The 20960-nt window shown below is 41.7% G+C and carries 20 protein-coding genes; 17 read left to right on the top strand and 3 right to left on the bottom strand.

From position 1 onward, the window contains the following. Positions 1-23: 23 nt before the first annotated feature. The 5 genes from tssB to tssG all read left to right on the top strand — a co-directional run bounded on the left by tssB (position 24) and on the right by tssG (position 5240). Positions 24-530 (top strand): type VI secretion system contractile sheath small subunit, encoded by a 507-nt coding sequence (tssB, locus tag ACZ5ZC_RS00830; protein ID WP_005392637.1) that lies wholly within the window; start codon positions 24-26, stop codon positions 528-530. Between the two features lie 8 nt (positions 531-538). Next, positions 539-2014 carry a type VI secretion system contractile sheath large subunit gene (gene tssC, locus ACZ5ZC_RS00825; RefSeq protein ID WP_005392635.1) on the top strand — a complete coding sequence of 492 codons (1476 nt, stop codon included), beginning with the start codon at positions 539-541 and terminating at the stop codon, positions 2012-2014. Positions 2015-2075: 61 nt separating this feature from the next. After that, on the top strand, positions 2076-2486 hold the full coding sequence (tssE, locus tag ACZ5ZC_RS00820) for a type VI secretion system baseplate subunit TssE (protein ID WP_005392634.1): 411 nt from the start codon (positions 2076-2078) through the stop codon (positions 2484-2486). Positions 2487-2496: 10 nt separating this feature from the next. Further along, positions 2497-4245: a type VI secretion system baseplate subunit TssF gene (gene tssF / locus ACZ5ZC_RS00815; RefSeq protein ID WP_006741090.1), complete on the top strand. Its 1749-nt coding sequence runs from the start codon at positions 2497-2499 to the stop codon at positions 4243-4245. Next, entirely contained in the window at positions 4242-5240 is a 999-nt protein-coding gene (tssG, locus tag ACZ5ZC_RS00810; protein WP_006741089.1) for a type VI secretion system baseplate subunit TssG, read from the top strand. Before tssF ends, tssG begins: the two co-directional genes overlap by 4 nt. Before the next feature lie 54 nt (positions 5241-5294). Here tssG and ACZ5ZC_RS00805 read toward each other — a convergent pair whose 3' ends face one another. Genes ACZ5ZC_RS00805 through ACZ5ZC_RS00795 form a run of 3 tightly spaced genes read right to left on the bottom strand, consistent with a single transcriptional unit; the run spans position 5295 to position 10509 of the window. Beyond that, entirely contained in the window at positions 5295-5747 is a 453-nt protein-coding gene (locus tag ACZ5ZC_RS00805) for an Lrp/AsnC family transcriptional regulator (protein WP_005373369.1), read from the bottom strand. Between the two features lie 28 nt (positions 5748-5775). Then, on the bottom strand, positions 5776-9168 hold the full coding sequence (tssM, locus tag ACZ5ZC_RS00800) for a type VI secretion system membrane subunit TssM (protein ID WP_464931642.1): 3393 nt from the start codon (positions 9166-9168) through the stop codon (positions 5776-5778). A gap of 27 nt (positions 9169-9195) precedes the next feature. Continuing rightward, positions 9196-10509, bottom strand: a complete 1314-nt coding sequence (locus tag ACZ5ZC_RS00795) for a type VI secretion system ImpA family N-terminal domain-containing protein (protein ID WP_464931641.1) — start codon at positions 10507-10509, stop codon at positions 9196-9198. Positions 10510-11047: 538 nt separating this feature from the next. Between ACZ5ZC_RS00795 and ACZ5ZC_RS00790 the strand changes: the two genes are divergently transcribed. The 12 genes from ACZ5ZC_RS00790 (at position 11048) to ACZ5ZC_RS00735 (ending at position 20839) form a co-directional block, all read left to right on the top strand. Next, a complete protein-coding gene (locus ACZ5ZC_RS00790) occupies positions 11048-11647 on the top strand; it encodes a hypothetical protein (RefSeq protein ID WP_005392629.1) in 600 nt (199 codons plus the stop codon). A 9-nt stretch (positions 11648-11656) separates the two neighbouring features. Further along, positions 11657-13150, top strand: coding sequence for a type VI secretion system-associated FHA domain protein TagH (gene tagH / locus ACZ5ZC_RS00785; protein ID WP_464931640.1), 1494 nt, complete (start codon positions 11657-11659; stop codon positions 13148-13150). After that, complete coding sequence (gene tssJ / locus ACZ5ZC_RS00780) at positions 13143-13643, top strand: type VI secretion system lipoprotein TssJ (protein WP_005392625.1); 501 nt, start codon at positions 13143-13145, stop codon at positions 13641-13643. Before tagH ends, tssJ begins: the two co-directional genes overlap by 8 nt. An 11-nt stretch (positions 13644-13654) precedes the next feature. Beyond that, a complete protein-coding gene (gene tssK / locus ACZ5ZC_RS00775) occupies positions 13655-14980 on the top strand; it encodes a type VI secretion system baseplate subunit TssK (RefSeq protein WP_047008196.1) in 1326 nt (441 codons plus the stop codon). After that, positions 14977-15768 (top strand): type IVB secretion system protein IcmH/DotU, encoded by a 792-nt coding sequence (gene icmH, locus ACZ5ZC_RS00770; protein WP_006741083.1) that lies wholly within the window; start codon positions 14977-14979, stop codon positions 15766-15768. The genes tssK and icmH overlap by 4 nt, the downstream gene beginning before the upstream one ends. A gap of 148 nt (positions 15769-15916) precedes the next feature. Then, positions 15917-17404: a PAAR-like domain-containing protein gene (locus ACZ5ZC_RS00765; RefSeq protein WP_203342634.1), complete on the top strand. Its 1488-nt coding sequence runs from the start codon at positions 15917-15919 to the stop codon at positions 17402-17404. 14 nt (positions 17405-17418) lie between these two features. Then, positions 17419-18180 carry an AHH domain-containing protein gene (locus ACZ5ZC_RS00760; RefSeq protein WP_203342633.1) on the top strand — a complete coding sequence of 254 codons (762 nt, stop codon included), beginning with the start codon at positions 17419-17421 and terminating at the stop codon, positions 18178-18180. Then, positions 18177-18743: an imm11 family protein gene (locus tag ACZ5ZC_RS00755; protein WP_054867469.1), complete on the top strand. Its 567-nt coding sequence runs from the start codon at positions 18177-18179 to the stop codon at positions 18741-18743. Before ACZ5ZC_RS00760 ends, ACZ5ZC_RS00755 begins: the two co-directional genes overlap by 4 nt. Continuing rightward, positions 18744-19151, top strand: coding sequence for a hypothetical protein (locus ACZ5ZC_RS00750; RefSeq protein WP_203342632.1), 408 nt, complete (start codon positions 18744-18746; stop codon positions 19149-19151). A gap of 103 nt (positions 19152-19254) precedes the next feature. Continuing rightward, a complete protein-coding gene (locus ACZ5ZC_RS00745) occupies positions 19255-19827 on the top strand; it encodes an imm11 family protein (RefSeq protein ID WP_054867467.1) in 573 nt (190 codons plus the stop codon). Between the two features lie 8 nt (positions 19828-19835). Next, on the top strand, positions 19836-20327 hold the full coding sequence (locus ACZ5ZC_RS00740) for a hypothetical protein (protein WP_054867466.1): 492 nt from the start codon (positions 19836-19838) through the stop codon (positions 20325-20327). Positions 20328-20428: 101 nt separating this feature from the next. Next, positions 20429-20839 (top strand): hypothetical protein, encoded by a 411-nt coding sequence (locus ACZ5ZC_RS00735; RefSeq protein ID WP_464931639.1) that lies wholly within the window; start codon positions 20429-20431, stop codon positions 20837-20839. Positions 20840-20960 lie beyond the last annotated feature (121 nt).

The following is a 20960-nucleotide window of genomic DNA, read 5'->3' as shown; positions in this document are numbered from 1 at the left end:
AAGAGTTAGATAAGGAACGAATTATGTCACGTGACGGCTCGGTGGCTCCTAAAGAGCGAATTAATATCCGTTATGTTCCAGCAACTGGCGATACGCAAGAAGACGTAGAACTGCCGCTAAGCATGATGGTGGTTGGCGACTTTACTGCACGTGCAGATGAGACGCCAATTGAAGAACGCACTCCAATCAATATCGATAAAGACAACTTTAACGAAGTGCTAGAAGGCATGTCTCCAAACGTTAAAGTGAACGTTGAAAACCGTCTTTCTGATGAAGAAGGCGGCCAAATCGGTGTTGATCTAACGTTCCAAAACATGAAGGACTTCTCTCCAGAAGCGATCGCGAAAAGTGTACCTGAATTAAACAGCCTACTTGAGCTTCGCGAAGCCTTGGTGGCGTTGAAAGGCCCTCTAGGTAATGTTCCTGCATTCCGCAAGAAGATCGCATCAGTACTTCAAGATGAAGACGCGAGAAAGAAACTGTTGGATGAACTAAGCATTGGTAACGACCAAGACGCGAAAGAAGAGTAAGGGATATCATGTCTGCAGAAGCACAAGCGCCAGAACAAGAAGCAGCCTTAGTTGAATCAGGCTCACTTCTGGATAGCATTCTTAACGAAACTCGTTTAAAGCCAAGTGATGAAGGTTTTGATGTTGCAAAACGCGGCGTAGAAGCATTCATCAGTGAGCTACTAAGCAGCTCGAACACAGAGAAAGTGGATCAGTCTTTAGTTGATCTGATGATCTCAGAAATTGACCAAAAACTGTCTAAGCAAGTTGATGCAATTCTTCACAACGAAGAAGTTCAAGCGATTGAATCAACTTGGCGTGGCCTTAAGTACCTGGTTGACCACACTGACTTCCGTGAGAACATTCAAATTGAATTGATCTCTGCAAAGAAAGATGAAGTTCTTGATGACTTCGAAGACGCACCAGAAGTGGTGAAGTCTGGTTTGTACAAACAAATCTATACGCGTGAATATGGTCAATTTGGTGGTAAACCTGTTGGCGCAGTCATTTGTGACTACGATATGTCGGCTTCGTCTCCAGACATCAAACTGATGGAGTACATGGCAAACGTGGGTGCAATGTCTCATGCACCATTTATTACATCGGCGTCTGCGAAGTTCTTTGGTTTAGATAGCTATGAAGAGCTACCGAATCTAAAAGATCTTAAGTCAGTATTTGAAGGCCCACAATACACTAAATGGCGTAGTCTACGTGAACACGAAGATGCACGTTACCTAGGTCTATGTACGTCTCGCTTTATGCTACGTACACCTTACTCTGTAGAAGATAACCCAATTAAGGCGTTTGACTACGATGAGCAAGTAACAGACAGCCATGACAACTACCTATGGGGTAACTCTGCGTACGCGATGGCATCAAAAATTAGTGAATCTTTCGCTAAGTACCGTTGGTGTCCAAACATCATTGGTCCTCAAAGCGGTGGTACTGTGCATGACTTACCGGTTTACAACTTTGAAGCCATGGGTCAAATCGAAACTAAGATCCCAACTGAGATTCTTGTTTCTGACCGTCGCGAGTACGAGCTAGCAGAAGAAGGCTTCATTGCGCTAACTATGCGTAAAGGTTCTGACAACGCGGCGTTCTTCTCTGCAAACTCTGTTCAAAAGCCGAAAGTGTTTGCGAACACGCCAGAAGGCAAACAAGCAGAGATGAACTACAAGCTAGGTACTCAGCTTCCTTACATGTTCATTATCAACCGTTTAGCGCACTATATTAAAGTGCTACAGCGTGAGCAAATCGGTTCGTGGAAAGAGCGTTCAGACCTAGAAATTGAACTGAACAAGTGGATTCGTCAATACGTTTCTGACCAGGAAAACCCGCCAGCGGAAGTCCGTGGTCGTCGTCCACTACGTGCTGCTAAGGTTGAAGTGTCAGACGTAGAAGGCGACCCAGGTTGGTACAAAGTATCAATGTCTGTACGTCCTCACTTCAAGTACATGGGTGCGAGCTTCGACTTGTCTCTAGTTGGTAAGTTAGACCAATAACCCATTGCTGAAACCATAAAGCAGCCAGTACAGACTGGCTGCTTTTTTCGTAGGAGTGAAGATGGAAAAAGGTTATCGCCTTTTAGAGCGGATTGAGCTTGGTGAACCCAAAAACTGTTACGAGAAAGTCGTTTCTCACAAGCATTTGATTGAATCTATTCATTCTCATCTCGCAGACTTGCTGAATACCCATTCTGGGAATGCAATGATCGACAATGAGTATGGTTTACCCGATTTTAATGACGTACTTTCTAACAACACGAACCTAGTTCGCCACATTCAAAAAAACATCACGTCAACCATAGAGCGCTTTGAACCGCGACTGTTGAATGTCGAGGTTAATTACCGTGAAGATCACCATAACCCGCTACAACTCGGCTTTGGTATTCGCGGCGAAGTTTCCCATAACGGCGGTAAAGTCCCAATGTCGATAGACGTCTACATGGGAACCGACGGCCAATTTAACGTTTAGTAGGTGCCACTTGAGTAACAGTAAATACTTTCAAGATGAACTCACGTATTTGCGTGAGTCGGGTAGTGAGTTTGCCAAATATCATCCGAAGTTAACTCACTTTCTCTCTGAGGGAACCTTTGACCCAGATGTCGAACGACTTCTCGAAGGTTTTGCCTTTCTGACAGGTCGAATCCGCGAAAAGATTGATGATGAACTGCCTGAGCTGACGCAATCTCTGATGACTTTGCTGTGGCCACATTACATGCGTTCGATTCCGTCTTTGTGCATTAGCGAACTAAAACCGCATACCGGAAGTGTTACTGAGAAAACCGTGGTGAAACGTGGCGCAGAAATGGCGAGTGAACAGGTAGAGGGCACGCAATGTTTGTTCCGTACTTGTTACGACGTCAATCTATACCCAATTACGATCACTAACATCGAACAGACCAACAGCCGCACCAGTTCGATGATTGATGTGACTTTATCGACGGAGCATGGTCTTGAACTGTCTCGGATCGGTTTAGACACGCTGCGATTACACCTGCATGGCGAGATTCATATTACTCGAACTGTCTTTTTATGGCTGTTCCGTTACCTAGATTATGTCGAATTAGATGTTGGTGGTGGTTACAAACATCGCTTAGGGCCAGAATACGTTAAGCCAGTTGGGCATGAAGAGGACGAAGCGCTCCTGCCTTACAGCAAAAATTCATTTGCAGGCTATCGTTTGCTGCAAGAATTCTTCTCTTTGCCAGATAAGTTCATGTTCTTCGACATTAAAGGCTTAGAGTGGCTAAAAGGCATTCCACAACGTAGCACGGTCAAAATCAAATTCCACTTTAAGCGTGCATTACCGTCAGAAGTGGTGCTTAAAGATAAACACTTGAAGTTGCACTGTACGCCTGCCGTTAATTTATTTGAAAAAGATGGCGATCCAATTCGTTTAGAGCACCGACGTAACGAGTACAAGGTACGTCCGCAAAGCAACACTCAGGAGCATTACGAAGTCTATTCCATTGAGCAAGTGGAAAGCTGGAGTAAAGACGAGCGTCGTCGAAAGTCTCTGATTGAATTTGAATCATTTGAGCATCAAATTAACCAACGAGATAAGCGCGAGTTCTACAAATCTAAAGTTGCTGAGCGTGTAAGCGGTAGAGGCCTTGAACGCTACATATCATTTCATACTCATAATGGGGATATTGCGGAACTGGGGACAGAAACGGTACTCATGAAACTGCAATGTAGTAACGCAGATTTGGCGGAACGTTTGTCAGTGGGGGATATCACTTACGCGACTCATAAATCACCGACCTATGCGACGTTTAGGAATATTACCAAGCCCACTCAATCGGTCAGTCCGCAAGTGAATGGTGAGCTTCAGTGGCAGCTAATTGCGAATATGTCACTCAACTATTTATCGCTGGCAAATATTGATGTACTTAAAGTACTTCTCTCTACCTATGATTTCCACTCTCGAGTTGACAGACAAGCGCACCGTGCATCAATTCATCGACTTGATGGGGTTATCTCTTCGGAAATGAAACCAATCGACCGTGTGTTTCGTGGCGTTTCGGTACGCGGCAATCAGTTTAAGTTGGTCACCAATTCCAAATTTTTTGTCAATGAAGGCGACATGTTCTTGATGGCGACGGTGCTTAACGAATTCATCCGTTTGTACTCGAGTGTGAACTCCTTTACCGAACTGGAAGTGTTTGATGAAGCGACAGGTGAGGTTTATAACTGGGCAAGTCTTATCGGACAGCAGACGATACTATGATTAATACACTTTCTGATAAGTCGAATGAGTTTAGTTTCTATCAAGCCGTCTTGCTGCTAGAGAAGCATTATCAACTAGAGCCGAACTCTAACTTTGTCGCCGTCGGTGAGAACAAGTACTTCCACCAAGAACGTATTGAGTTCAGCGTTTCGCCAAACTTATCTTTTCCAAAGAGCGATATGGACTTTATTGCTCATATGGAGAGAAATGGCCAGCAGTATTCTAGAGTCGAAACTAACTTTCTTGGCTTGCATGGTTCAAGCTCACCACTTCCTGCTTCTTATACTGAGAAACTGGCAGGGCGAGATCCCGAAGACAATCCGGTAAAAGATTTCTTTGATTTTTTCCATAATAGGTACACCAGTTTGTTGTATCGGGTTTGGAAGAAATACCGATATCACGTGCAGTACCAAAGCGGGGCAAGTGATGCCTTCTCTGGACGTATTCTGCACTTGGCGGGCCTATCTAGCGTAATGCAAGATAGTAAGGTCGCAGAGTTAGATCGAGCGAAAATACTGTCTTATGTAAACCAACTTTCTACGCGTACGCGTTCGCCGAAGCTGATTTCCGGTATTGTTTCGCATTACTTCTCGTTGCCTAGCGTGCGCATTGAAGAGTGGGTATATCGCCGCGTAGAAATCGCAGAAAGCCAACGGAATAAACTCAACCGTGCTAATTGCATATTAGGGCAAAATTTGCACTTAGGACAAAGCATTGCGGACTTAAACGGCAAATTTAATCTCTGCATCGACAGCATCGATTTTGAAACATTTAAGCAGTTTTCCTACGATGGTGAGTTACACAAAACACTGGTTGGCCTGATGCGTTTCATTTTGCGTGACCCGATGTCGTGGGACTTAAAGTTGACAGTTAACTTAGATAGTATTCCAGAGAATAAGCTAGGTAATGGGGAAGGGAACCACTTAGGACAAACATTCTGGTTAGGTAACCCAAGTGATAAAGATGCCAAAATCCGAGTTATCGGAAGCATATAAGAAAGCCGCTCTACGAGCGGCTTTTTATGTTGTCATCAAAAAGGTCAGAAAAGCTTAACGGCTGATCGGCTGGTGAAGTACGACGGTAGTATCAAGCCTTTGAATCCCGTTAAATGACTCAATTTCGTTACAAAGATGATGAATAGACTGCAGATCGGGCGCTTCAATTAGGGCAATAATATCAAAGTTGCCACCAACAACGCTTGTTAAGCGAACCTCAGGGATTTCTTTAAGCGCATTTGTTACATCATTTTTCTTACCCTTTTCACAAGATATCAATAGATAGCTTGCGGCTTTGCGCCCTTCGTTTTCTACACGAATTTGTGCGGTATAGCCTTTGATAATACCGGTCTTTTCTAAACGATTAATCCTTTCTGCTACTGCTGTACGAGACAAACCAATGTTTCGAGATAGATTCGCAATAGACTCACGCCCGTTTGACAATAGACTTGAAAGTATTTTTCGATCTAATTTATCTAAACCTTGTAAAGTCATGTTTGAAATCATGTGTTCTGCCTATTTTGTTTTTATATTGTTATTTAATCGACTCTGGGAGCGTAAAGTTATATAGCTCAGCAAGAGTGAATGGGTTTTTCTGCGTCAATGGAGTGATGCGTAAGCTTAAGTCCCTCCCTGACACTTTTATGTCACTGACAAAGCTGCCGTTATGAGTGTTTGTCAAGGTCGAGTCACCTAGCAATCTGTATATCGCCCATTGACCACTCTTATTTAAAACGTGCTGTCTACCTTCGTCTGTTACATCCTGGAGTGTGATACTAATATTGAAGTCACCATTTTGCGGTGGCCAGGCCATTTCACGAATTCGGCTTGGACCGTGGTAGTAACTCATATTGGTATCTGCAATTTTTAAACTGGCTCTAATTGCACTAGAGTCAAGGTCGAGTACTCTTGCACTAAACGGAATATGAACTCGGTTGGTGCTTTTATTAATTAATGTATCTCGAATGACGTTATAGTTGCGTAGTTGCACTAGTAGAGCTGGAGAGATTGGCATCGTCTCACCATCTACCTGCTTTGGCGTCCACAAGTTCGTATCGTAGAACGGTGCAAAGTTTTTCTGAATAAATGTGTCTAACAAGCCACCTGAAGCAAATAGCAATTCGAAATCTTCAATTGAAATTTCCTCGGTCGCTGTTAGGTCAAATGGATATTTCCCTAATCCAATCTCTTTAAACTTGGTATAAATTTCACTGTACCACTGAGTTTGGATGCCTTTTGCGGACTCTGTAATCATTACTGACCAGCTTTGCTGAACCACATCTAGTAACCAGCTGCGAACGGGTTCTGGTGATTTTTGTGCAATCTGTTTAAGCTTGATTAATGGGTCCGCCTCAGTACTGTTCATTCGATGCTGTGCTGCTGCTAGCGCCGCCATTTGTGGATCTGGCGCGTCGGCGATGTCCTTCATGTAGGTGCGAACACGGCTCAACGCTGCAACGGTCTCATCCCAAGGAGTAGGGGAGTTTGGTGTCTCACTCACTTGAAGCTGGTTTAATAAGTGAAAGGCTTGCTCAACACGTTGCATTAGCAAGTAATCAGGCTTTACCACTTCTTCTACGGCATCTGATGCAGAATCTGCTGCTGCCGCGAGTTTCGGGTCAAGTTTTGAAATTAGAGCGCTTTTTTCGCCAACGGGTGAAAATTGCGTGTTGGCATAGACCTGCTTCAATACCGTTGTCATTGGTGAAGAAGGGCCAGAGATTAAGTCTATCGCGTTGGTCAGGTCACCAACGTTGTCATAGTTTTGGACTTTGAGCTCACTCAGCGCATTACGCCAGTTATTGATGTAGTCATCAGTATATTTTTTTCGCACTTCTTCTTTAAAGGCTTCTTGCTCTTCGTTGGTAGGGATGACATGTTGCGATAGACCTAGAACCCAGTTGTCGCTGATTACTCGTTGTGACATTAAGTCCACGCGTGGTCGATAAAAGGTGCTAAAACCTGTGGAGGTATAGATCTTATCGACGATTAAGCGTTCGCTATCGATTGGCGTGTTAAATACATTGCTAAACTCAAAACCGACGGCTCGTTGCAGATCTAATGTTCCTAAATCAATAGAGCTTGCTTCGTTTAAAATGCCTGCATACACGAGGTCGACATTCGAATTTGCAAGTAATGAGCGACGTGTTGCGCGAACAAGATCCATGTTGATATCGATTGGAGCAAATTGTGTGCGAAAGTAGGCGTCTAAGTAGCGCATGGCCTGATCAACGACGTCACTTCGGTTACTCAAATCACTCATCATTTGGAGTGTTTGATGACGTAAAAAACGGATATCACGCTTAGATGGATCGTTAAGCATTAAATACCCCTTCAATAGAGGTAAAGCGCGCGTGAAAGCGTTTTGATTTTGTGCCAATTGTAGGCGGTAACCTTTCTCAATCAGAGGTATTAGCTGCTGAGCGACTTCCTTAAGTAATGCCTCGTAGGCAATGCGAGTGCTTTGATCCAAACGGCTAATATTGAGTGGTAATATTTCCTCATCTAAAGCCTTAGAACCTTTAAGCCATGCCCCATAAGACGGTTCTATCGCTTTGGTTGCATTTTCTAAAAGCTCACTAAATCTTGCATCGTGCTCTGCTTGTGATTTGTCATCAATACTTAGTAGTTGATTCATCACATGTAAATTACTGTCTAACGTAGTTGCAAAAAAGTAACCACCGCCAGCAAGCAGAATAATGGAGCCGAGTATGGCTAAACGGCTTTGTCTCTGAATTAGACGAAGATACGTCTTGTTTTCTCCCGCAAAATCGCTCTCAGGCAATATTTGCGAATCAATCAGAAAGCGAGAAAAATACGGTGTTTCCGTCAACTGGGTATGCTCAGAGGCGATAATTGGTAAGTTGAAGTAGTTACTACAACTTTTTGCTAGTAAATTGTATTTACGACCGCCTTGTAAACTTGAGCTAAAGAAAATTTCACGGATATCTAGCGAATAAACACCGTTGTTAACATCACACAGACGCTCAAGAACATAGCTGACTTCAGACTGACATAGCTCAAACTGCTTAGGGAAAGCGAGAATTGCCTGTTTCTCGTCGATATCTGTTGAGTTAGCTGATGCATCTAGCGCGTTACTTTCAAGCACTTTAACTAGATTTCGGTAGCTATCACGGTAGTATTCTGAAAAAACACCTTTGGCCTCTTTCAGCGGGATAGAAAGGAACTCTACACGTGTCTTAAGAGAGCTAAAGTGCATGTATTCTTTAAATCCATCTAACTTGTCTAGCTTCGACATAATTAGATAAATGGGTAATGCTGACGACGTTTTAGAGTTGATAGTGCTCAAGCGCTCCAATAACGACGAAATAGTGTACTCTTTTTGTTCTGGCTCAGAGACGATCATGAACTCGAAGTCGATGAAGAATAAACAGCCAGAAAATGGTTTTCTAGGTCGGTGGCGAATCACTTCTTCGATGAATGTATTCCATAAAGAAGCGTCACTGCTTGATATTTCTTGAAACACTAAGCGTTGGTCAGGTTTGATGTATACAGCGCTGTCAGATTCGTACCATTCAAAAAAATCATTCTTAGCGGTTCTCGTGCGATCCATTGGTTTAATTGCACTAGAATTAAATAAAAATTGACGTCGCCCTGACCCTTTATTACCAAGCATCAGATAAATTGGTTTCTTCCCTGAGTTAGCAAGAAGAGGTTGGATAACCATAGAAAGAGCTTCTTCCTCAGTTTCCAAATTTTGAGCTTTAGCGCTGTTCTTTTTTTTCAACCATAGTGTGAATTGAAAAGTGACGTAGAAAATGGCGATAACACCAAGGCTCAGCCAAAGATACAGTTTATCTGCATCTTTTAGAAAAAGAAGATAAATAGCGGTAATGGTTATCGCCACTAAAAGCGTTAATATAGTAGAAATCACAACTGGATTTCTAAACAGTTTTTGTTTGAACATAAGCCTAAAACTTCTTTAATTGTATTGTTATTTATTGTCAGTTTTTTCAGCTTGTAGCTGACTCAATTTATATAGGTAGATGTTCAGTAAAAGGGTTGCGCGGTCAATTTCCTTTTGCTGTGAATACTTTTCAGCGTATTCAATACGACCTAGAAGCGGGAATAGTGAGTTACTATATTCGTACGCCGTTTTAGAGTTCTTATCTACATTCTGTCTAGCTACGTTGGCAAACACCGTTCTTGCGTCTGAGAATCGCTTATACACATCCATAAACTGGTCTTCTAAATGGGCGCTCTGTGTCAAAAAGTTTTGACGTAGCTGCTGGGCAGAAGATGAATCTGGATAGATTGCGATTAATTCATTGGTCAAGCTATCGAGCTCGCTGACGTTACTTACTTTGGCCGAGTCTAAAAACCAGTTATTCATCATAATATCTACGCGATTAATAGTTGGTGTTTTCAGTGACTGGGCATATTTTTTATTTTCGTAATCTAACGAGGCGACCAACTTTACAAGTTCATTAAGTGAAGCTTGACTAATTTTTTGCTCCAGCGTTCGATAGCGTTGTTGTTCGTACACAAAATGTGAACATATCGCCGTAACAATCAAGCCAATGATGAAGTAGATCATAAATCGGCCGGACTTTGTTGGGGTCGTTTTTTCACTGTTATTGAGGTGGGATGGCGAGTCCGGGGCAGGAGAGGGAGATACATTCACTTTAATTTCAGGTGTTGCCTGTGCGGAAGCAGCAGCGTTAGTATTTGCTTGTTTTTTCTCGCGTAACTCTATGGCATGTTGTTGTTCTTTTATCTGTTCAGCCCATTGATTTAAGATACGACGAATGCGACCAAATGAAGGCGCTTGAATACCGTAATGAAGGCGAAGCTCATCCTCTATTCTTAAACACAACTGGTGCGCAGCTTCAATCAGTGGAAGTTCTTCCGGCAACGCACGGTGCTTATTAATACGTTTTTCAGTATGCTCCACCATCCATTCAATTGCGCTCATTCGTGCTTTTGACTTTGAATGTTCAGGGTATGCGGTGTTCCAATAGACGACACACACATCAAGCAATGAATTTAACCCTTCAACAAGGCCTCTTAGACCATCGTTATATGTTGATGCGACCGTGAAGTAGCAGCAACAACGTAAGTCTTTTGCGTGAGTGCTCAAGATTTTTTTTGAGAGTGTTTGAACCGTTTTCCAAGAGACTCTTCCGGTGACTTTATTAAGATTATTTATTTGACGTTTTATTTCGTCAAAGTCTTCAGAGCCATTAGGGTTAGAGCCGCTTGGGTTATTTTCATCGATTGGTCTTCGAGCGAAGTCGCTAAAAAACATAAGGCAAATTCCAACTGATCATATAGAAGTATTAAGGTATATAGGACTCCACTGCTGTTATATTAAATTGTAAGCAGTGCATTACCGAAGTGATTCTATAGACAAAAGAAGTTGTTTAGATAATAAAAACACTTAAAAAATAAATTAAATTATCCTTAGTGTGATCTTTGTTCATAATATTAATGTCAATAGTTCGATTTGTTTTTAAGGAGAGCCTTATATATGACGAAGTCGATCTTTTGAGTTAATAAATGTGACTAAATTGTTAACTTTGTCTGTTTTTTGTTCGCCTGTGTTCTTTAAATTAGCCCTCTTAAATTGGTGGTAGAGCCTTCTTAATTTTTATTTAATTAAATAGGTTTACAGGCTCATTGCTTTAACTCAGTTCGGTCCATTAGTTTTTGTTTGTAGGTAAAATAACCAACCCTATAGTTGAAATGTATTAAGTTATAGGTGTTTTTTTAGGCTTATTGAAAAAGAGAATATAATTGATATCTTTCGCCTCTAAGTAGAATATCGGTTTTCCTAGAGGGACGAAATGCTAAAACCAAGTCAAATCGGGCTGATTTCAGCCATGTGTCTATTTTCTTCTTTTGCAGTAGCAAAGGGAGAGCGTTATGGACTCTCTGCCAGTATGTTGACTATCGATAGCATTAATTACGAAGAAGGTAACAGTGGTGAACAAGACACTCTAAGGTTTGGCTTGGTTCATTCTCGCCCTATTGATGAAAATAATAACCGTTGGCGCTGGTGGTTAGGGCTTAACTACCTAGCAGAAGATATCGAAGCGCCAGCTAGCGGTCTATATCAAGAAGTAACTAACTATGAACTTCGTGTTGTACCGCAATATGCGCTGGCTTCTTGGAGCGTTTTCACACCGTACGTAGGTGCTGGTTTATCTGCAGGTTACTCACAATATTCAAACCGTTGGCAAGTTGACCCAGAAGGTTACCGCTATAAGAGTGTCGAGGACATCGATCAGTTCGAGCTGGGTGCAGTTATCGCCGTTGGTACAGTCATTAAGCTAGGTAGTAACCCAGATGCTCATATACAAATCATTCCTCAAGCCTCTTATATTCTCCCAGTTATCAATGATGGGATAGGTGGGCTTGAACTGTCTGTTTCTATGCTATTTTGAGGTATATAGATGCACTCAAATCAGCTAGTTCTATTTGTTTCTAAATGCCCAGAGGAATACACAGGTGTCAAGCACATTGAAATGCCCGAGAGTGGTGGTTCAATAGGGCGTTCACCAAGTTGTAGTGTGTCTTTAACCGATCACAACCGCTTTATATCAGGCACTCATTGCCTGATCAGTGTGTATGGAGATACCTACTATATTAGTGACGTATCCACTAATGGCACTATGGTTAACGGAAACAAAATACTCAAAAATCAACCTGTTGCGATAGTCGATGGCGATATTATTTCTTTAGGACAATATGAAATTGGCGTTTCTCTGGAGCATGTTACCTCGACACAAGACATTGCCGCTGATATAGCCCCTGAGCGAGTATCCAATGATCCTTTGGTTAGCCTCGGAGATGCAGTTGTCGAAGAAGAAGAAAAAGTAGGCGCTTTAGAAGATTTGTTTATGGAGACTAAACAAGATGACATTGATTGTCATGATCCTGTTGCGCACCTTAACTTTTCAATGCAGCGAGATGATGATCATTTAATTCGTGACGATGAGCATCCAGAACCTGAACAGCCTAAAACGGTGGAAAGCACACGTCAGGTGGTCGATGACAGTTTCAGCATATACTCCGAGTTCGATCAGCCAAGCCTCATCCCTGAAGATTGGATGGCTACGGAGACCAAGAGTAACGCATCAATAAAGGGTTCGTTAGGGGTAGAGAACGGTACGCCATATAGAGAAGATATTGTCTCAGAAGAGACGGTTCAACCCCAAACGACGATTCTAGATAGGGCAGTTCAAAGACAGCATAATGCACCTAACTCCACCGAGACGATCGTCGAACATACTGCTACGGGCTCAAAATGGGAAGAGATGACACAGTCATTTACTCCCTCTTCTCAAGCTAATCAGCAACTGCAAATGCCTGCGGTAGAACCTACGATAAACAGTACGACTAAAGAGCAAGCGGGAATCGAAGCAACCGCCTGTTCTCAAGATATAGCACAAGCGTTTTTTGATGGTTTGGGTATTAGAAATCCTGAGCTAATGACGAATGAAGCTCAGTTGTTCAAACAAATGGGCACTTGTTTGCGCTTATGTATTGATAACCTGCAGAAAGAATTACACGAAGTAGAGTCCTTGAAAGAAGAGCAGAGTACGAGTGAGTCTGACTCTAACATTGCGGAGCTGATGCTGACTCTCAATAGCCAACATCTACTGGCTCCAAATGAACTGGTAGAACAAATGCTTGATGAGTTGAATGACCACCAAGTCACGTTTAATAAAGCGCTGAATGAGCTCATTTTAGAACAATCAGAGACGAACGATCCCGTTGCATTTGCTAACAAAGTGGCGAGTCAATCTTTGTTCTCAACGAAGTCAAAACTGTGGGGCGAATATTTAGATTTCTACTCTAACAATCGTCGTCTGCTCAACGAAACATCCTTAAAAGGGCTGATTAAGAAAAACTATAACAAAGTGATTAAGGGAAACCATGCGTAGTATCGCCGTATTACTCGGATTTGCCATGTTGTCCGGTTGTTCCATGTGGGATCAATTTAAAGAGTCCACGGGTATCACACCAGAAACTTCGTCCATTGAATTGGTTATTGAGGCGTCACCTGTACTCAATGTGAGAGATGGGGGGCAGTCATCTCCGGTCATTCTCCGCCTTCACGAATTAAATTCGCCAGTTTTATTCCGAAGCTTAGATTTTTTTGCGCTGTTTGAAAACGATAAAGCGTCGTTGGGTGATGAGTACATCAAACGTTATGAATATCAAATACAGCCAGGTGGAAAAGTTCATGAAATGCTAACGCTAGACCCTGACACTCGTGCCGTCGGTTTTTCTGTGGCCTTTCGTGATATTGATGGTTCGTCATGGCGTAAAGTTGAAGTCATTGAAGAGAAGAGCGAGTACTACATCAAGCTCAAGTTAGAAGGCAGTGAGTTAATTTCTGATAATACTCGCGGCATTGAACAGGTTTACTTTTAAGGGATAGAAACATGTCTTTATACAATCCAGTTGTTTGGCAAGATGGAATGTTCATGAAGCCGCAGCATTTTCAACAACTCGATCGTTCGCAAAGTAAACTGTCGAGTATGTTGAGCAGCAACGCATCTCCTTTACATTGGGGGATTAAGCGTTTGGAAATAAATTCACAACTGCTAGCCCTCGGTAAAATTGGTATTACGCGTGCAGAAGGTATCCTACAGGACCGCACGCCATTTGAACTTCCACTGCTCGCTGAACTACCAGAAGTGAAAGATGTGGATCCTTCGATTGCCGATAAAGTGGTTTATTTGTGCTGTCCGTTACCATCGGAACGTTCTGAGTTATTTGGCACTAAAAAAGACGGTGCACGTTATACGATGGAATCTCAAGAAGCGGTTGATGCTTGTTATGATTCGGAAGACATGGCAAATATCGTCGTCGGTAAGCTTAACTTTTGCTTAATGTACGACCATGAAGATAAAAGTGCTTACACGTCTATTCCGATCCTCAAGATCTCGGAAGTGAAGCCAGATGGCAGCGTGATCTTAGATGATAGTTTCATTCCTACCTGTATCGATATTCACGCATCTACGGTACTTAATAAGTTCGCGACGGAGTTTGCTTCTATGCTCAAGCACCGCGCAGAATCCATAGTTCAGCGATTAGGGGTAGTGGATCAACAAGGCGTATCATCAGTTTCTGACTTTATGCTTTTGCAAGCGCTCAATAGATACGAACCCTTGTTTTGGCATTTTGCAAACACAGAAGCTGTACACCCTGAGTCTTTGTATCGAATTCTTCTTCAGGCAGAGGGCGAGCTTTCGACGCTGTGCTCGACGACACGCCGACCTATTGAGTTTACTAAGTACAATCATGGTGATTTAACTAGTTGTCTTTCTCGCGTTCTAGACAGTGCGAAAATGACATTGAGCGTGATGTCTGAACAAAGAGCAATTCCACTGACCTTAAAAGATCAGAACTATGGCATCAGAACGGCAGCGATCCCTGACAATAAGATCATTGATACGACGACCTTTATTCTTGCAGTTAAAGCCGACGTTACCTTGGATGTCCTGCATACGCAGTTTGTCAGCCAAACGAAGATCGGTTCAATCGATAACATTCGCGACTTGATTAACCTTCAACTGCCAGGGATTGAGATCAAACCAATGCCAGTTGTGCCACGCGCGCTGCCGTATCACGCTGGCTATACCTATTTCGAGCTCGATAAAACGGGTGAAGAGTGGATGGCATTGAAGAACACTGCTGCGATTGCGATTCACGTTGCGGGCGATTTCGCTAACTTATCATTGCAACTTTGGGCCGTTCGTCTATGAGTTACGCAGAAACAGACGTCACCGTAGTCTTATTCCAACCAGAGCCTGGCAAACCAATGGAGGTAATGCCAGCGCCTGACTTATCGAGAAACATCGCAGTACAAGATCTATCTATCGACAACATGGGTATTAACCCGCTGGTGGATCAATTCTCATGGTTGATCGCCAGTCTGTCTTGTATGTCTTCGATCCCTTGGCTTGATGACCCGATGCCATTTCGTGAACAAGTGGCACGTGAGATTCGAAAAGGTGAACGAAAACTTAATGAAATGGAGCTCGATCGTGCTTCGGTTCTTGTTATTCGTTACTGCTTGTGTGCGGCGATTGATGAATCTGTTTGTCGGCAAGAATGGGGGGCAAATAGTCACTGGAGCCAGAACAGCTTACTGTCTGAATTCCATAACGAAACATCTGGTGGTGACAAGTTTTTCGTTATTCTCGACCGCTTAAAAGCCGACCCTCGCAAATACCGTCACGTTATAGAGTTTCTCTATTTATTGCTTCAACTTGGTTTCCAAGGCAAGTACGGCCGTGAAGAGCGTGGTAACGAAAAGTTAGCGGAAATTGGCAGCACCATTTATCGATTAGTGCGAGATGACCGCCTAGCAGAACAAGAAAAAGTTTCTTTAATCAACCTTAAAGCTAAATACCTAAAGAAGCCGTTAAAAAGGGTAATTTCACCCAAGCTGATCTTGAGTCTTAGTGCGATTACGTTTGCGCTTATGTATGCGGCAACCTACATCGTCATAGACTTAAAATTCCAGCAACTGCTTGAAGTGTATAGATAACCAGAAATCTAAAAATGAGATCTTCTGCCAGTTTTAAGGTTTGCTGTGAATATCACTGGTCTTTTAGTGAAATTCACTAGTCATTTAGAGAGATTGCAATGTGCGATCTCTTTTATCATTCAATCAATAAAATTCAAATGGATTGGTTATGGGCGTAACAGTTGGTGCGAATGGACTTTCGATAGTTCATAAAGGCTCAGGTGGTGAAGCGAATGCAACGCTCCCAGATGTTTGTTTAACTAAGGTCGGCAAGCCAGTCGTTCCTATCCCTTATGGCAACAATGCTAAATCAGCAGACCTTGCTGGTGGGACTACGACAGTCTCTATGGATGGCGGTAACAGTGTCGCTATTAAGGGCAGTACGTTCTCAAAAAGTACTGGCGATGCGGGCGGTGACAGAAAAGGCGTTGCCTCAGGCACGATAGAAGCCGAAGCAAAATTCATTTCAGCTTCACCAACGGTTAAATTTGAGGGCAAAGGCGTATGTCGTCTATCCGATCAAATGACCATGAACAAAGCTAATACCATGTGTCTTGGTGGGGCACAAAACCCATCGGTTTCTGTGACGGAAGAGCAGGAAGGGACGTATACGGTTGACTTATACCTCTCATACTCAGACGGTGAACCCGTTCAAGGCGCAACATACACTCTCACAGATCAATCTGGCGCAGTGTTTGAAGGAACTCTCGACAACAACGGTAAAGCATCTGTTGGTGGCGTTGCTCCGGGTGAGTTTGCCATAGAGTACGGCGAGGACAGCCGAGACTTTATGCCGAATGTTCCAACTAAGACCAATCCGAACTTTAATCCTAGTGCTAACGCTCAACTGATCATTGAAGAAACAAAGAAAGGCGAAGTTGGTTTCTGGGAAAATGCTTGGACGCGAATGTCTGGTGCTGCAAGCTGGGTTTGGGGCGTCATTCTTGGTGACTTTAACGATGATGCCTCCGTAGAACAGATCATTGCCAATACGGCCCTGACCATGATTCCTGTTGTCGATCAAGCAGCAGATGTCCGCGATTTATCAGCGAACATTATGACGTTGTTGAATGAGGAAGAACGTGAAAAGTCGGAAAACTGGCTGGCTCTTTCATTAACGCTTATCGGTTGTGTCCCGACATTTGGTAGTGCAGTCAAAGGTACGTGTAAAGTAGCCCTTAAAGGCGGAAAAGGAACATCAAAAGATACTTTACTGGCTGTTTTAAGAGGCATGGGTAAAGGCGATCCAGAGAAGTTCTTGCGTACGTTAGATTGGATGGATTATGCAAAACAAACCAGCCAGATTGTTAGTGATGTTTTAAAACCTTGTATTGAAGTGGCAACCGAGTTGGCTTCATACGCAAACAGAATGGGCGCGGATGAGCTCGGTGCGTATTTCTTGAAGCTAGCGGATGAGGTAAAAATCATCGACAAGATGGTACCCGACAAACTAAAAGAAGCGATGGGCGAGTTTGATGATCTTTTTGCTCGTATCCTAGGCAAGGGCGAAAAAACTTACCCAGCGAAAGTAAAACATAATACCGGCGAGTCTGCACAGTCAGGAAAGAATTCTGCAAAGGCGAATGAGAAAAAGGGTAGCGAAGAGTTTCATTGCCCAGTTTGCGGGAAGAAACCTGAAAAGTGCGATGCTTATTAAGCGATGATAATGATATGACTAAGATGCGTAAAAAACCTAATCACAGCCTAATCAATGGGTCAGGTGCAAAGTTAGCTGCCCAGATTCGGAAAAACAATGGATACGGGTCCGATTTTAAGGAACACCCGTGGGCAGACAGCAGAGTAGAGAGTGATCAATGTGGTCTAGAAGCGCACCATATCATTACTACGAAGAATTTGGATACCCCTCAATGGAAAAAATATAGGGAAGCATATGAGTATGATATTAACTCTTGGGAAAATGGAGTGATGTTTCCCTCTGAGCCTGATATTGCTTGCCAAGCGTCTACTCACGTTCACCGTTCTAACCATAATGGTGGAATAGATTTCACGAGCGTTAAAACTAAATTTTGGAAGGGAAACGACCCCAGTGTTGAAGTAAAAGATGATGTTGCTACATACCTACGAGGTTTAGATTATAAATACATAAAAGCTGTATACTCCGACATAGACTCAATTAAGCAGAATGCAAAATCAAAAGTGTATTGTAAACCAGGCAACAAAGAAAAATTTACATTACATATGAATCAAAAATCGAAAGCTATTCTAGCTAAACTTAACAGCTTTTTATACACTATTTCTACTTATGGTCATGACTATTCTCCTGTAAGTAAGGTCGGGTGTGCTGGTGGTGACTCTGAAAACAAAAGTAAAAATAGAGGATATTGTGAGCATCGCATGAAAAATACTTCACACGGCATCCTGAATCACCAAGATAATGAAATAAAACAAAGAACTTTAAAGGTCGGAAAATGAGCGATTATTACTTTGCTAGAGAAATTGTTGAAACACCACTTTATGATTTTCCGGATGAACTCTCTGATTCGGTTCCATCCAACGTATTTACATATCCTAACCAGCCAATTCCGCTTGTAAAAAGGTTTGCTCCTACAGAAGGTTATAAGATTACTGATGTGTTTTTAATTCCTTCACTAGTAATAAGGAGTGATGTTTTTGAGAGTATTTCTTTCAATAATTTATTTGGAGTGAACTGGGTTGACATAACTCTTGTCGATAATGGAAATCATGCTTATAAAATGTTACAGCTTTGCAATGAAATAAACGTAATTGACAGAGATAAAAGTGACTTCGATTTTTACGATGAATTTGAAGGTGGAGAGTTTATCTCTGGAATGAATAGGTTGGTTGTAAATGATGATTTGATAGATAGCATAGAAATTGAAAAAAGACTTATATTTAGGGATTCTGGTTGGAAGGATAAAATATTTTACCATAAGTCCATTATGGAAATGTTTCTTGAGCAGAAAGTACAGGGGATAGAGTTTTTCTCTGTTGATGATTATTCGGAGTTTTTATAGATGTATATAAGATTTGAAGAAATAATTAAGATTTTACCGGAGAAAAGAAATAAGTTTGTTTTTTGCAATCCTGATATCTATATTAAGCTTCAAGCTAATAAGGTTGTTATATGGGACTCAATTTTATCTAACCTTGATAGTAAATGGTTAGAAGGCAAGTTTCTTTGGCCCACCCAATTTGATTTTGGTTCACATTCAGAGGACTATGAAAGACAATTTGATGATTACAAGACAATTGAGCTTTTACAGTTTCCTGTATTGGAAAGCTTAGATATTGAAAACTGTTATGCTTTTGTTTTCGATCAAAATCATGATCTATATATTCATGAAGATTTCATTCAAGCTCTAAAACTAGCTGGTTGTCAAGATGTTTGGTACGATACAACATACCCCTTTGGACGTTATTGATAATCATTAAATAAGCCCCGGCAGGCACTTTAAATTTATGAAGCCCAAGTTACTATATTGCTATTAATTCTAGAAATGCAAGTGAACGTAAAATATTAAAACTATGAACTTTTCAATAATCAGTGAAAACTTTCATGAGTCTACAACAAGTTTTGTTTGTATTGACACTAGAGAGCCATTATATAGCAAAGCGCAATTTGAGCCCACAAGCTCTTTAGAGCCTATTGTTTGGGAATCTACGGATGGTTTTATTAAAGGTGTAGGTAATATTGCGGATAATGGTGATCTCTGTGTTAGTAAGGAGTTCGCTGAACTGGTGATGAGTTTTGACCCTTATGGGATCGAATGTTACCCCGCAGAACTTAGATTACCAGATGGCTCGTTATCAAATCGTTATTTGTTGGCACTAAATAATGTTTTAGATGTTATTGATGAATCTAAATCTAGAATGAGAAAGTCACCCAAGAGAAATAAGATGTTAGTTATGGAACTTTATTTATCTGAGGAGAAATTAAAAAAAATCCCTCTTCAAAATAGAGTTTTGTTCCGCGTTAAAGGGGCAGAGACCGCAACAATTTTCTGTGAGGAAATTTTTGATCTTGTGAGTGGCACTGAATCATTTAGTGATTTAAGAGCTTTTAAATTGGATTGTGATAAGGAAGTACCAAAGTACTGAGGCTTAAAATGAAAGAACAATATCATTTACTAACTAAACAAGACCTAGGTAACTTCCCATTCCAACAAAGCCCTAAGCCAATAGTGCCAGTAGAGCCAGATTTGCTTTTGGAAATGACCTTTTCTCCAAAGCTATTTATCATCAGTGATATTGCGTCAAAAGTAGAGAAACTGGTCGTACATGGAGTAGAGTGGTTAGACGCTCGCGTGGATTGTTCTCCAAGCCAACCATCTGATGATGAAATTAAAGTTTACGAAGATTATCGTATGCCTTATATCCATCAAACTTATAAATTGACGGACAAAGAAAAACAATACGGCAAGTTAAACTGGCTAGACATTGAATCAACAGAGTTTGATTTCTCTAAATTAGAAAATATTCCCTTAGAAGAACGATTAATATTTAAGCTAGAAGAAGACTTTGGATTAGTTTTTATTCACCAGAGTGTGATAGACCTTCTTAAAAAAGACGTCAAAGACGTTTGGATAAGAGATGTATAATTAATAGCGCCGAAAGGCGCTTTTTATTTTCTTTAAAATAAAGTATGGTCTCCCTCCTTTTAAAATGGTAAGTGTTGAAGAATTCTACAGTGGTTAGGTAAATGAATAAAATAACTAAACTCGCTTTGGCTTTGTCCGTATTGACATCTGTTGTTGGGTGTCAACTGGTGTCAAATACGCCGATGCAATCGACAGCAACGAAGGGAATAATTGAAAAAGCAAAGGCAGAGTTTGATGGACAACGTTTTTATAAGTTGAATGAATATGATCAAGAAATCAACGTTTCAGATGATGGGGTCATTACCTTCAAGTCTTACTTACCACGCAGCGGCGGCTATGAATGGGTACCAATTGTGATACGCGATACTAGTTTTCGTGTTTCTTGCGATTATTTCAGTGAATATGTTGAAGCTGGAATGGTTGTTCAGGTTCAGTTTGTAGGTAAACGCGGGCGCATTGAAAATTACGACAAGCAACGTTGTGAAGAGTTTGGCGAGCCAACATGGCAATAAGATCTATGGATAATTAAAGCGCCGACAGGCGCTTTTTATTTACGCCTTAATTAACGTTAGAAGAGGTTTAGACCAATCTTCGGAAGATTAGGCAAGCAATGCGTAGTATCTGGTTAATGAA

This window comes from Vibrio sp. JCM 18905, from assembly GCF_055393305.1.
Note: the sequence above shows the minus strand (reverse complement) of the source record. Positions and strands in the feature narration are given on the sequence as shown.

Coding starts and splice junctions, on each gene's coding strand:
- tssB (WP_005392637.1), top strand. CDS start 24: ATGTCACGTGACGGCTCGGTGGCTCCTAAAGAGCGAATTAATATCCGT.
- tssC (WP_005392635.1), top strand. CDS start 539: ATGTCTGCAGAAGCACAAGCGCCAGAACAAGAAGCAGCCTTAGTTGAA.
- tssE (WP_005392634.1), top strand. CDS start 2,076: ATGGAAAAAGGTTATCGCCTTTTAGAGCGGATTGAGCTTGGTGAACCC.
- tssG (WP_006741089.1), top strand. CDS start 4,242: ATGATTAATACACTTTCTGATAAGTCGAATGAGTTTAGTTTCTATCAA.
- ACZ5ZC_RS00805 (WP_005373369.1), bottom strand. CDS start 5,747: ATGATTTCAAACATGACTTTACAAGGTTTAGATAAATTAGATCGAAAA.
- tssM (WP_464931642.1), bottom strand. CDS start 9,168: ATGTTCAAACAAAAACTGTTTAGAAATCCAGTTGTGATTTCTACTATA.
- ACZ5ZC_RS00795 (WP_464931641.1), bottom strand. CDS start 10,509: ATGTTTTTTAGCGACTTCGCTCGAAGACCAATCGATGAAAATAACCCA.
- ACZ5ZC_RS00790 (WP_005392629.1), top strand. CDS start 11,048: ATGCTAAAACCAAGTCAAATCGGGCTGATTTCAGCCATGTGTCTATTT.
- tagH (WP_464931640.1), top strand. CDS start 11,657: ATGCACTCAAATCAGCTAGTTCTATTTGTTTCTAAATGCCCAGAGGAA.
- tssJ (WP_005392625.1), top strand. CDS start 13,143: ATGCGTAGTATCGCCGTATTACTCGGATTTGCCATGTTGTCCGGTTGT.
- tssK (WP_047008196.1), top strand. CDS start 13,655: ATGTCTTTATACAATCCAGTTGTTTGGCAAGATGGAATGTTCATGAAG.
- icmH (WP_006741083.1), top strand. CDS start 14,977: ATGAGTTACGCAGAAACAGACGTCACCGTAGTCTTATTCCAACCAGAG.
- ACZ5ZC_RS00765 (WP_203342634.1), top strand. CDS start 15,917: ATGGGCGTAACAGTTGGTGCGAATGGACTTTCGATAGTTCATAAAGGC.
- ACZ5ZC_RS00760 (WP_203342633.1), top strand. CDS start 17,419: ATGACTAAGATGCGTAAAAAACCTAATCACAGCCTAATCAATGGGTCA.
- ACZ5ZC_RS00755 (WP_054867469.1), top strand. CDS start 18,177: ATGAGCGATTATTACTTTGCTAGAGAAATTGTTGAAACACCACTTTAT.
- ACZ5ZC_RS00750 (WP_203342632.1), top strand. CDS start 18,744: ATGTATATAAGATTTGAAGAAATAATTAAGATTTTACCGGAGAAAAGA.
- ACZ5ZC_RS00745 (WP_054867467.1), top strand. CDS start 19,255: ATGAACTTTTCAATAATCAGTGAAAACTTTCATGAGTCTACAACAAGT.
- ACZ5ZC_RS00740 (WP_054867466.1), top strand. CDS start 19,836: ATGAAAGAACAATATCATTTACTAACTAAACAAGACCTAGGTAACTTC.
- ACZ5ZC_RS00735 (WP_464931639.1), top strand. CDS start 20,429: ATGAATAAAATAACTAAACTCGCTTTGGCTTTGTCCGTATTGACATCT.